General features: G+C 28.1%; 13 protein-coding genes. 8 read left to right on the top strand and 5 right to left on the bottom strand.

Annotated elements, in window-relative coordinates; genetic code table 11:
* The coding region (locus L8Y18_RS08220) for a DUF2920 family protein (RefSeq protein WP_263676637.1) at positions 1-788 on the bottom strand (788 nt) is incomplete at its 3' end.
* Between the two features lie 62 nt (positions 789-850).
* Here L8Y18_RS08220 and pseF point away from each other — a divergent pair.
* The 7 genes from pseF (at position 851) to pseH (L8Y18_RS08185) (ending at position 6,665) form a co-directional block, all read left to right on the top strand.
* Entirely contained in the window at positions 851-1,537 is a 687-nt protein-coding gene (gene pseF / locus L8Y18_RS08215; RefSeq protein WP_263676636.1) for a pseudaminic acid cytidylyltransferase, read from the top strand.
* Positions 1,538-1,652: 115 nt separating this feature from the next.
* Positions 1,653-3,542, top strand: coding sequence for a motility associated factor glycosyltransferase family protein (locus L8Y18_RS08210; RefSeq protein ID WP_263665123.1), 1,890 nt, complete (start codon positions 1,653-1,655; stop codon positions 3,540-3,542).
* On the top strand, positions 3,539-4,363 hold the full coding sequence (pseG, locus tag L8Y18_RS08205) for a UDP-2,4-diacetamido-2,4,6-trideoxy-beta-L-altropyranose hydrolase (RefSeq protein WP_263660812.1): 825 nt from the start codon (positions 3,539-3,541) through the stop codon (positions 4,361-4,363). The genes L8Y18_RS08210 and pseG overlap by 4 nt, the downstream gene beginning before the upstream one ends.
* Complete coding sequence (pseH, locus tag L8Y18_RS08200; RefSeq protein WP_263661740.1) at positions 4,360-4,863, top strand: UDP-4-amino-4,6-dideoxy-N-acetyl-beta-L-altrosamine N-acetyltransferase; 504 nt, start codon at positions 4,360-4,362, stop codon at positions 4,861-4,863. The genes pseG and pseH (L8Y18_RS08200) overlap by 4 nt, the downstream gene beginning before the upstream one ends.
* Positions 4,860-5,546, top strand: a complete 687-nt coding sequence (locus tag L8Y18_RS08195; RefSeq protein ID WP_258108356.1) for a methionyl-tRNA formyltransferase — start codon at positions 4,860-4,862, stop codon at positions 5,544-5,546. Before pseH (L8Y18_RS08200) ends, L8Y18_RS08195 begins: the two co-directional genes overlap by 4 nt.
* Positions 5,536-6,204 carry a PIG-L deacetylase family protein gene (locus L8Y18_RS08190; protein ID WP_263665125.1) on the top strand — a complete coding sequence of 223 codons (669 nt, stop codon included), beginning with the start codon at positions 5,536-5,538 and terminating at the stop codon, positions 6,202-6,204. The genes L8Y18_RS08195 and L8Y18_RS08190 overlap by 11 nt, the downstream gene beginning before the upstream one ends.
* Positions 6,201-6,665, top strand: a complete 465-nt coding sequence (gene pseH, locus L8Y18_RS08185) for a UDP-4-amino-4,6-dideoxy-N-acetyl-beta-L-altrosamine N-acetyltransferase (RefSeq protein WP_263665126.1) — start codon at positions 6,201-6,203, stop codon at positions 6,663-6,665. Before L8Y18_RS08190 ends, pseH (L8Y18_RS08185) begins: the two co-directional genes overlap by 4 nt.
* Here the strand turns inward: pseH (L8Y18_RS08185) and L8Y18_RS08180 are convergent.
* Genes L8Y18_RS08180 through L8Y18_RS08170 form a run of 3 tightly spaced genes read right to left on the bottom strand, consistent with a single transcriptional unit; the run spans position 6,633 to position 9,116 of the window.
* Entirely contained in the window at positions 6,633-7,370 is a 738-nt protein-coding gene (locus tag L8Y18_RS08180) for a HisA/HisF-related TIM barrel protein (RefSeq protein WP_263676635.1), read from the bottom strand. The genes pseH (L8Y18_RS08185) and L8Y18_RS08180 overlap by 33 nt on opposite strands.
* Before the next feature lies 1 nt (position 7,371).
* Positions 7,372-7,983 carry an imidazole glycerol phosphate synthase subunit HisH gene (gene hisH / locus L8Y18_RS08175; RefSeq protein WP_133319969.1) on the bottom strand — a complete coding sequence of 204 codons (612 nt, stop codon included), beginning with the start codon at positions 7,981-7,983 and terminating at the stop codon, positions 7,372-7,374.
* The gene (locus L8Y18_RS08170) at positions 7,980-9,116 is read right to left on the bottom strand and encodes an N-acetyl sugar amidotransferase (RefSeq protein ID WP_133319970.1); all 1,137 of its coding nucleotides are present in this window, start codon (positions 9,114-9,116) and stop codon (positions 7,980-7,982) included. Before L8Y18_RS08170 ends, hisH begins: the two co-directional genes overlap by 4 nt.
* A 111-nt stretch (positions 9,117-9,227) precedes the next feature.
* Between L8Y18_RS08170 and L8Y18_RS08165 the strand changes: the two genes are divergently transcribed.
* Positions 9,228-10,007 (top strand): sulfite exporter TauE/SafE family protein, encoded by a 780-nt coding sequence (locus tag L8Y18_RS08165; protein WP_133319971.1) that lies wholly within the window; start codon positions 9,228-9,230, stop codon positions 10,005-10,007.
* Here the strand turns inward: L8Y18_RS08165 and flhB are convergent.
* Entirely contained in the window at positions 9,999-11,075 is a 1,077-nt protein-coding gene (gene flhB / locus L8Y18_RS08160) for a flagellar biosynthesis protein FlhB (RefSeq protein ID WP_133319972.1), read from the bottom strand. The genes L8Y18_RS08165 and flhB overlap by 9 nt on opposite strands.
* Between the last annotated feature and the right edge of the window lie 58 nt (positions 11,076-11,133).

Here is an 11,133-nt window from a genome sequence, read left to right as displayed (position 1 = left end):
GAAGCACAAAGTCTAATATTATTAAAATAGTGAAAAGTTCCGAAACAAAAATACTGAGTAAAATCAACTTCTTTTCCAAAACCTATATATCTCCAAGCATCTCCATCAAGCGTCACATGAGAAGAATTATCAATAATTGCATCTATAGTCCACGGAGCTATCTTTGCAGATAATATACCCATATAAGCACCATGTGAAACCCCTACTACAATGGTTTTTAAATCTTTATTTTTAAAAATATTCGCTTTTACATAAAGCAAAGTATTTATCATATCAATTGTTTGCATAATACCATAATTTTGATATTCATCATTTGTAAGTTTTAAGCTCACACTTAAATCCAAATAATAATCTCTATCAAAATCCCAAGCGTCTTTCTTTTTTTGAATTTCTTTATTAAGATATTCCATAGCAGGATGAAATTCTTCAAAAGTATTAAGTTTTGATATATCATAAGGAATTTCTATGTCAATGGCTTTTAAGCTTGCATCAAAAATAAGTTTATCAATATCATCTAAATACCATTGTGCTCCAGTTTGAGGACGATTACCTATACCATGATAATTTACACTCAAAACTGCTACATTATATTTTGATGCAAAATACTCCATATTAAATTTTAAAACAGGATCTCTTATATCAGCACCAAGTCCTTGAATGATACACATTATAGCTTGAATTTCTTTTGTATCATCATATATAAGTTGAAATTCTAATTTACTTTCTCTTTTTATATTTAATTCCACATCATCACAAGAGTCTATAAAATAAGTTTGATTTATGAGCATGTTAAGCCTTTTAAAATAAAAATTCAATTATACTTACTTTTTTATAAATTTAAAGAGAAATCATGAAAAATCTTTGTATTATCCCTGCGCGCGGTGGTTCTAAGCGTATTCCTAGAAAAAATATTATTGATTTTTTGGGAAAACCATTGATTGCTTATAGCATAGAAAGTGCTTTAAATTCGGGTATTTTTGACGATGTAATTATTTCAAGTGATGATTATGAGATCATAGAAGTGGCTTTAAAGTATGGTGCTAAGGCTCCTTTTGTACGTAAAAAAGAACTAAGTGATGATTATGCAAGTTCAACCGCTGTAATTCAAGATGCCATCATCACTCTAGAAAAACAAAGTAAAATCTATGAAAATGTGTGTTGCTTATACGCAACCGCTCCACTTATAGATGAGCTTATCTTAAAAGAAGCTTTTGAACAATTTAGTCAAGAAGAATGTAAATTTTTATTTTCAGCTTGCGAGTTTGAATACCCTATACAAAGAGGTTTTTACCTTGATGATCAAAATAAAGTTTACATGTTTGATGAGTCAAATTATGATAAACGCTCACAAGATCTTACTAAAGCTTACCATGATGGTGGTGCATTTTACTTTGGCAAAAAAGAAGCGTGGCTAGAAGAAGATTTTATGTTTAAATCTCATTCTAAAGCTTTTTTACTTCCAAGAAATAAAATTTGCGATATTGACACTTTTGAAGACTTAGAATTTGCTAAAATACTATATAGATTTCAACAATAGAAATTATAAATTCTATAGTCTTTAATTTTTAATTTCTATTTTATATAATATAAGCTTTTTCTTTTTAAATTTAAAGTATAATAAAGTAATTTTAGTTATATAATGAGGAAATATTATGCTACAAAAAAACATCAAAAGCATAAAAACAAAATTAAGTGAAACTTTATCAGCTATTAAAAAATCAAAATACAAGATTATTCAAGGTAATGATAGCTTAGATATAAATTTTTTAAATACTCAAGATAATACTCTAATTTATAAAAACCCTTTAGATGAATTAAATGCTATGTTAAAAATTTATAATGAAAAATATCGTCTATATCCTGTATTATATTTTTATGGGTTTGGAAATGGAATTTTATATAAAGCTCTTTTGCAAAATCCCCATCATAAGATTATTATTGTTTTTGAAAAAGACTTAGAAATTATCCATAGTGCTTTTAGTGTGATGGATTTTAGCAAAGAGTTACAAGAAGCTAGATTGGTAATAGCTGATACAAATTTATTAAAAATTACTGATTATGAATTAATATGCAAACAACAACCAATGTTAAATTTTGCAAGAACATATTTTTTAGAACTACATTCTGATTATTACGAAAGATATCATAATGATGTATTAATAGTTAATAATAATATGCTTGAACATCTAAAAAAAAACATATTAAGATACGGCAACTTACCTTTTGATGCACTTCAAGGCATAGAACAATTTACCTATAATCTTCCCAAAATGTTAACTCATCCAAATTACAAAGAGCTTTTACAAAAAAGAAAAAATCTAAGTGATACAGCAATCATTGTTTCAACTGGACCAAGTCTTTCTAAACAACTTCCGTTGTTAAAACAATACGCTAGTAAAGCCACTATTTTTTGCACAGATAGTGCTTACCCTATCTTAGCTAAACATAACATTAAACCTGATTATGTTATTTCTTTAGAAAGAGTAAAGCTGACTAGTAAATTTTTTAATAACAATTTTGGCAATTTTGATAAAGATATAATATTTATTCTTAAATCATATACACACCCCGATACAATAAAATATTTAGATAATAATAATAGAAATTATTTATTAGTTTCTTCAACAGGTGCTAGTTTTATTTATTTTATACAATTACATTCCTATGGTTATCTTGTAACCGGATGGAGTGTTGCAAACATGGCTTCCAATTTGGCATTTAATCTTGGACATAAAAACATTATTTTAATTGGACAGGATCTAGCTTATAGCAACACTGGACATTCACACTCAAGTGGTCATATTTACCCTATAAACAATAAAATTTATAAACAAGATTATGGCAAATATGAATGCAAAGCTTATGGTGGCAAAGGTAAAGTTCAAAGCTCTTTTGTTTGGAACTTATTCCGCCAAAATTTCGAAAGTGATATTGTCCGTTTCAATCAATACAATGTTATTGTGTATAATTGTACTGAAGGTGGTGCCAGAATTGCAGGAGCCATAGAAAAACCTTTTAAGCAAATATGTGAAAAATTATTAACAAAAGAATTAAAAAAGCCTTTTACCTCATTAGAAAATCCAACTTTAAACAAGCAAAATGAATTAATGCTTAAAGCACATACTAAAATCAAAAAAAGTATTTTGCATTGTCAAAATTTAAATAAAATTTTTAAAGAACAACTAACAAATTTAAAACAATCTTATCAAAATATCCAAACTCAAGAAGATCTAAATATTATAGTAAAATACATAGATGAAATTAAATCAAGTATTGAAAATAAAAGCAATATACAAGAATTATATGAAATTTTATATCCCCTACTCATGCAATTTGAGTTTAATCTTGCGAAAATTTATGTTTTAAATCCTATAAATGAAGATGATACACATAATAAATCTTTACTATGGATAAAAGAACATATTGACTGGCTTGAATTAATTATAGCCCATATTGATACTCATGAACAAATTTTACACAAAAATATACTTCCACTGCAAGAAACCATTATACAAAGAGGATATGGACATAAAATCAAATGAAAGTTCTTTTTAGAAGCGATAGTTCTAGCACCATAGGACACGGACATATCAAAAGAGATCTTTTGTTAGCTAAGCAATATCATGATGTATCTTTTGCATGTTTAGCTCTAGAAGGTTCTTTGATAGATGAAATTCCTTATCCTGTATATGAGCTAACAAGTGCTAGTGTATATGAGCTAATCAATCTCATCAAAAAAGAAAAATTTGATCTTTTGATTATTGATCATTATGAAATTACTGCAGATGATGAAAAACTCATCAAGCTAGAAACAGGGGTTAAAATTCTAAGTTTTGATGATGAGATAAAAGAACATTTTTGTGACATTTTACTAAATGTTAATGCTTATGCTAAAGAAAGTGATTATGAGAATTTAGTGCCAAAATATTGTGAATTAAGATGTGGCTTTTCCTATGCTCTAATACGCGATGAGTTTTATGAAGAAAGCAAGATAAAAAGAGAAAAAATTTATGATTATTTTATCTGTATAGGAGGAAGTGATCCAAAAAATATTTCCTTTGATATAGCAAACAAACTTAACAAAAACAAAACTATCATCATAGCTACTACAAAAGCAAATTCTCATCTAAACTCGCTTCGAAAATTAAGCCAAAAAAACCCTAATATACAAATTCTCATTGACCAATCTAATCTTGCAAGATTGATGAATGAAAGCAAAAAACTCATCATTAGCGCAAGTTCATTGGTAAATGAAGCTTTAATTTTAAAAGCAAATTTTAAAGCCATAGCTTATGCTAAAAATCAAGAAAAACTTGCAACATGGCTTGCTAAAAAAGGCTATGAAGTGGAGAATTTTATATGATAATTTTAAAAGATTTTATCCATTTGACTCAAGAAGAAATTAAGCTTGTTTTAAAATGGCGTAACGATGAAAGCATTGCTAAATTTATGAAAACGCAAAATATTAGCCTAGAAGTGCATTTAAACTTTTTATCTAGCTTAAAAACAAACGCAACTAAAAAATATTTTTTAGTATATGATGATAAAAATATCATAGGCGTGATTGATTTTATCAATATTACTAAACTTTCTTGTGAATTTGGGCTTTATGGTATAAAAAAAGGCGTAGGTGAGCTTTTAATGCAAGAAGTTAAAAACTATGCTTTCAATGTTTTAAAAGTTCAAACTTTAAACGCATGTGTTTTCAAAGAAAATACAAAAGCTTTGAATTTATATTTAAAACATGGTTTTGAAGTTATTAAAGAAGATAATAATTTTTATTTTGTAAATTTGTCTTTTGCATACATGGGGGGGGGTAACAACTTAAATATATTTAATCAAATATATGGAGTTGCAGTTTGAATATAATCATAGCAACTCTTAGAGAGCACAATATTAATAATTTTTATAAACTAAAAGAATTATATAAAACATATACTTTTTACCTCATAACAAAAAAAGACGATCTTACTTTAGAAAAAATAACAAAAATAAACCCAGATTATATATTCTTCCCGCATTGGTCTTTCTATATACCTCAAGAAATTTACAATAACTATCAATGTATTATTTTCCACCTTGGAAATTTACCATTTGGAAGAGGAGGTTCACCTTTACAAAATTTAATCATAAGAGGGGTATATAAAAGCAAAATTTGTGCTTTAAAAGCTTGTGATACATTAGATGGTGGAGAAATATATCTAAAACACAATATTAGTTTTAAAATTTCAAATGCACAACGAATTTATGAAAAAATCTCAAAAATCATATTCTTTAAACTAATACCAAGAATTTTACATACAAAAATCAACCCTCGCATACAAAAAGGGAAAGTAGTAATTTTCAAAAGAAGAACAAAAGAACAAAGTAATATCAATACACTCGAAAATCCAAATTTGATAAAAATATATGATTTTATACGCATGCTTGATGCCATTGATTATCCAAAAGCTTTTTTGGAATTTGAAAATATAAAAATGGTTTTTCAAAACGCAAAAAAACACAATAATAAAATAAAAGCAGAGGTAATATTTTATGAAAAATAACAAAATTTTAATTATAGCAGCTCACCCAGATGATGAAGTTTTAGGATGCTTTGGAACTATAGCAAAATATATTCAACAAGGATATGAAGCTTATACTTTAATACTTGGAGAAGGTAAAACAAGCAGAGAGATAAATAGTGAAAATGAACAAGAAATTTTAGAAGATGAGTTATTTAAAGCAAATAATCTTTTAGGCATTAAAAAAGTTTTTAGAAAGTTTTTTCCTGATAATGCTTTTGATAAAATACCATTATTAGAAATAGTCAAGAGTATAGAAGAAGTTAAAAATGAAATTAAACCAAATATAATTTTCACACATTATGAAAAAGATCTCAATATAGACCATCAAATTACATACAAAGCAACAATTACCGCTACAAGATCTCTACAAGAAGAAAGTGTTAAAGAAATTTATAGTTTTGAAATTCTTTCGAGTACAGAATGGAACTATCCATTAAGCTTTCAACCTAATGTATTTTTTGATATTAGTGAGACGCTTGATTTGAAGCTAAAAGCTATGTCTTTTTATCAATCAGAACTAAGAAATTATCCCCATCCAAGAAGTTTAGAGGGGATAAAAATAAATGCACAATACCAAGGAATGAGAGTTGGTCTTCAATATGCTGAAGTGTTTAAAAGTATAAAGGTTATAAAGTGATTTTTTATAAAAATTTTACTAATCTTACAAAAGAAGAAAAAAAGGAAATTTTTTATATAAGAAATTCTCCAAATATCTCTAAATTTATGAAAACAAAAAATATAAATTATAAAAATCACTTAATATTTTTAAAAGAACTAAACAAAAACAAAAATAAAAAATATTTTTTGTTGATAAAAAATAACGAGAAACTGGGAGTAATATATTTTAATAATATCATAAAAATATCCTGTGAATTTGGGCTTTATGGTATAAAAAAAGGCGTAGGTGAGCTTTTAATGCAAGAAGTTAAAAACTATGCTTTCAATGTTTTAAAAGTTCAAACTTTAAACGCATGTGTTTTCAAAGAAAATACAAAAGCTTTGAATTTATATTTAAAACATGGTTTTGAAGTTATTAAAGAAGATAATAATTTTTATTTTGTAAATTTAAACAATCCTCACGGGGATATCATTTTTTAAAAGCTCATTTTTAACATCATTTGGAGTATATTGACTAAAATGAAATATATAAGCACCAGCCAATGCATTCGCACCAAGTTGTATAGCTTTTACCCCATCTTGAGGCTTAGAAAGTCCTCCATTGATAATAAGTGGAATTTTTAATTTACCTTTGAAATACTCTAGTAATTCCCAATCATACCCCAAAGAACTTCCTTCTTTATCAACACTTGTTAAAAGTATCTCCCCTGCTCCTAAAGATTCATATTGTAATGCAAGTTCTAGCGGATCAATATCTAAAATTTCATTATTAAAAACTTTAAATTTATTTTTGTCTTTTTTTACATCAATCGAGCATACTACACAAGAGCTTCCAAAAGTATTTGCCACCTTTTTGACAAAATCTGGATCTTGCAAAGCCATAGAATTAATACTAATTTTATCAGCACCTATATCTAATACTTTTCTAATATCTTCTAAAGTTTTAATCCCACCTCCAATGGTTAAAGGCATAAAACACTCATTAGCTATATCTTCTAAGCTTTCAAAATCTATAACACTATTTTTATTGATATCCAAAACTATAAGCTCATCAACATTTCTAGCATTATATATCCTAGCTGTGCTTATTACATGCCCTATAGTCCTAAAAGAAGAAAAATTGATACTTTTTACAAGCTGATGATCTTTTAATAACACGCAAGGTATAATTCTTGTTTTAAGCATACTAGGCCTTTAAATTTGCAAAATTTTCCAAAAGTTTCAAACCTACATTTTGGCTTTTTTCAGGGTGAAATTGCACAGCAAAAATATTATCTTTTTCAAAACTTGCACAAAAAGGTTTTTCATACTCACAAAAAGAAGTTTCCACACTTTCTAAACACTCTACATAATAAGAATGCACAAAATAAAAATCACTTTTTTCTAAAATTCCATCAAATAGCTTGCTTTTTTTATCACTAAATTGTAAATCATCCCAACCACTATGCAATAATTTTTCTTTACTTAAATCAAATTTCAAAACCTTTGCTTTTATAAAATCAAGCCCTTCGCACTCTCCGCCCTCATATCCCTTACTAGCAAAAAGTTGCATACCAAGACAAATCCCCAAAATAGGCTTTTTATCTTTTAAAACACATTCTTTTAAAAGCTCATCTAGTGCAAGCTTTTTTAAATTTTCCATACCTTGTTTAAAAGATCCAACGCCTGGTAAAACTAATTTAGAGGCATTTTTTATATCTTCTTTTTTAGAACTTATAATCACTTCTTGATTAAGTTTTTCAAAAGCTTTCAAAACAGATTTAAAATTTCCAAGATGATAATCAACAATACAAATCATTTCAAAACAAACTCATCTTTTTTTATCAATGATCCATCACTATCTCTTAAGAATTTACCATTTTCATCGCGTTTAAATATCTTTTTATTAGTATAAGAATCGACAATTTTTTCAAATTCTTTTTCACTAAAACCACTAAATTCCAAATACTTCTTAATAGCCTTTTTAGGTGGCTTTCCATCATATTTATTTACAAGTCTCACGCCCTCTTCACGGCTAATATAGCCAAGTCTTATATCCAAGCACGCATTATCCGTAGCTCTTCCAAAACCATATTTGCAGTATTTTAAATAATCATGCACATGATTTGAATAACAATCTAAATTTTCAAAATTCTCATAAGTAGTTTCAACTGGTTTTGTACTAGTTTTAAAGCCATTTTCTTTAGATATTTTTAAATTATACTTATAATCCCATTTAAAATAATATCCCAAAAATAACCCTGTAACTCCTACTCTTTGAAGCTCTTCATCACTTGGATAAGTATAAAAATATAAATCCTTTTCTCTAATACCATCAACACCAATCATATCAGAAATTCTATTACCCAAAAGTCCGCCAAATTCTTCAAGCCACTCTCTACCTAAAGTGTTTTTTTCTTTAGAGCTAGCTGGCCCACCATACTCAATCTGCGGACTTTCCCCCCAAATAATCAAAGGAATACCAAAAGCAACAGCTACTTTTGGAACACATGTAAAAATCCCCAAATGGTTTTGCCATTCATTATCACCCGTTCTTATAAAAGCTTCGCGGGCTAATTTTTTATACACCAAAGGATTTCTTTTGATATGGATTAAATCAACACCAAGATTATTTAAATTTTTTAAATTCTTTTTACCTATTTTAGTAGGAATACTTGGTTCAAAACAAACACACAAAGGATTAAGTCCAAGTTCAAGACATTTTAAAACTTGAAAGGTAGAATCCTTACCACCACTTACTCCTATCACACAATCATACACAGGATGTTTTTTATATTTTTTAACGAGTTCTAGAAATTCTTTTTCACGCTCTTGCCAATTTATCTCATGATTTTTAGCTTCTTGCGAGCAACACGCATCACAAATTCCCTCATCATTAAAATGCAAATCAGGCTTAGTATCTGGCATAACGCATTTTTTACAAAATTTCATATTAACTCCAAAAAATCTTTATAATCATCATAAATCGACTATGATTATATTTTCTAAAGATAAATAAATTTTATTTTGTTACAATATTTTTTATTTAAAGGTTTATAAATTATGGATTTAACTTTACTTCCTTATATGATTATAGGAATTTTTTCAGGTATGGCTTCAGGGGTTTTTGGCATAGGTGGTGGTATGATTATCGTTCCTTTCATGCTTACTTTAGGACTTAGCTCTCATCATGCTGTTGCAATTTCTGTTGTACAAATGATTTTTGCTTCTATTTTTGGCTCCTATTTAAACTATAAAAAGAAAAATTTAATCTTAAAAGATGGACTTATCATAGGCTTTGGAGGCTTTTTAGGTGCGATGTTTAGCGGGCTTTTACTCTCATATTTTTCAGATATAACCTTAACAAGTATTTTTCTATGCGTGAGTATTGTATTCTTTTTAAAATTTGCTTTTAATCAAAAAAGCACCATTGGAAACATTAACCACTCTAATATCTTAAAAAATTCTATTTTGCTAATTTGTGGCGTATTTACAGGAATTTTTGCTATATCTTTAGGAATTGGTGGTGGGCTTTTAATTACCCCTATTTTAGCTTATTTTTTAGGCTATGATACTAAAAAAGTAGTGCCACTTAGTTTATTTTTTGTAATATTTGCTTCAATTTCAGGAATTAGTTCTTTTGTATATAATGACATCATTGATAAAGAAGTGTTACAAAATGGAAGCTTAGTAGGATTTAGCTCTATGCTAGGAGTTTATCTTGGTATAAAAATCATGGAAAAAATCAATCTTAAATCCCACCGCATAGCACTTTTAGGTATTTACACCCTTTCTATAACTATGACCATTATAAGCTTGATTAAAAAGCTAAATTTATTTTAATCTATCGGCAAATTTTTGTCTATTGGAAGTATAAACAAAGCTTAAAACCTCTGCCACTGCTTTAAAAAGCTCTGGTGGAATAAGATCATTTACCTCGCAAGCTTTATAAAGTTCTCTAGCTAAAGGAGGATTTTCATAAATCATAACATTGTATTCATATGCCATATCTTTAATACGCAAAGCTAAAAAATCCACCCCTTTAGCTAAAACTTTTGGTGCAGCTTCTTTGGAACTATCATAACGCAAAGCAACCGCATAGTGGGTAGGGTTAGTAATCACAACATCAGCACTAGCAACATCTTGCACCATTCTACGCCTTGCTGCTTCCATTTGCAAACGACGAATTCTTCCTTTTACCAAAGGATCTCCCTCGCTTTGTTTAAATTCATCTTTAACCTCTTGCTTACTCATGCGTAAGTTTTTAAAGTATTGATACCTTACCAAAAGTACATCTAAAAGCCCTATAATCAAAAAAGCTATAATAACAATAGCTGCAAGTATAATAGCTTTATCCCTAAGCCATAAAAGTTGTGGATAAATCGTATAAAGTTCTACTCTAGGAAGTTCTTTCATAAATTGCAATAAAAAAACAAAAGCTATACCAAATACAACACCGACTTTAAGTATAATTTTCAAAGCTTCAATAATCTTTTTTAAAGAAAAAAGATTTTTAAGCCCGTTAATAGGATTAATTTTATTAAAATTTGGAGTAATGGGCTTAGTAGTAAAAATAAAACCAAACTGCATTAGATTTCCAAGCACACCCGCTACCATAATTACTAAAGTAATGGGCAATACCATAATAAACATCTCTATCATAGTTTTTATAATGATTTTTTGTAAAATCTTTAAATCAATTTCAATGCCTATAAAACTTTGATAAAAACGATATAAACCGCTAATTCTCTCACCTATAAAAGGCATCATAAACAACACCACAACCACAGCTATAATAAGTACAGCCACAGCAGATGCATCTTGGCTTTTTGGGACATTTCCTTCTTGTCGCGCATCTTCTATTTTCTTGGATGTGGGTTCTTCTGTTTTCTCTTGATCATCAGCAGCCATAAAAAAACCTTTAAAAAATTTAAAGCAAGATTATAGCATTTTATCAAGTATCTGCTAA

The sequence above is a fragment of the Campylobacter sp. CNRCH_2007_0968H genome (assembly GCF_025773245.1).
GTDB classification, from domain to species: domain Bacteria; phylum Campylobacterota; class Campylobacteria; order Campylobacterales; family Campylobacteraceae; genus Campylobacter_D; species Campylobacter_D lari_D.
This window is presented reverse-complemented; position numbering and strand designations above follow the sequence as displayed.

Coding starts and splice junctions, on each gene's coding strand:
- L8Y18_RS08170 (WP_133319970.1), bottom strand. CDS start 9,116: ATGAAATTTTGTAAAAAATGCGTTATGCCAGATACTAAGCCTGATTTG.
- flhB (WP_133319972.1), bottom strand. CDS start 11,075: ATGGCTGCTGATGATCAAGAGAAAACAGAAGAACCCACATCCAAGAAA.
- pseF (WP_263676636.1), top strand. CDS start 851: ATGAAAAATCTTTGTATTATCCCTGCGCGCGGTGGTTCTAAGCGTATT.
- L8Y18_RS08165 (WP_133319971.1), top strand. CDS start 9,228: ATGGATTTAACTTTACTTCCTTATATGATTATAGGAATTTTTTCAGGT.
- pseG (WP_263660812.1), top strand. CDS start 3,539: ATGAAAGTTCTTTTTAGAAGCGATAGTTCTAGCACCATAGGACACGGA.
- L8Y18_RS08180 (WP_263676635.1), bottom strand. CDS start 7,370: ATGCTTAAAACAAGAATTATACCTTGCGTGTTATTAAAAGATCATCAG.
- pseH (WP_263661740.1), top strand. CDS start 4,360: ATGATAATTTTAAAAGATTTTATCCATTTGACTCAAGAAGAAATTAAG.
- hisH (WP_133319969.1), bottom strand. CDS start 7,983: ATGATTTGTATTGTTGATTATCATCTTGGAAATTTTAAATCTGTTTTG.
- L8Y18_RS08210 (WP_263665123.1), top strand. CDS start 1,653: ATGCTACAAAAAAACATCAAAAGCATAAAAACAAAATTAAGTGAAACT.
- L8Y18_RS08190 (WP_263665125.1), top strand. CDS start 5,536: ATGAAAAATAACAAAATTTTAATTATAGCAGCTCACCCAGATGATGAA.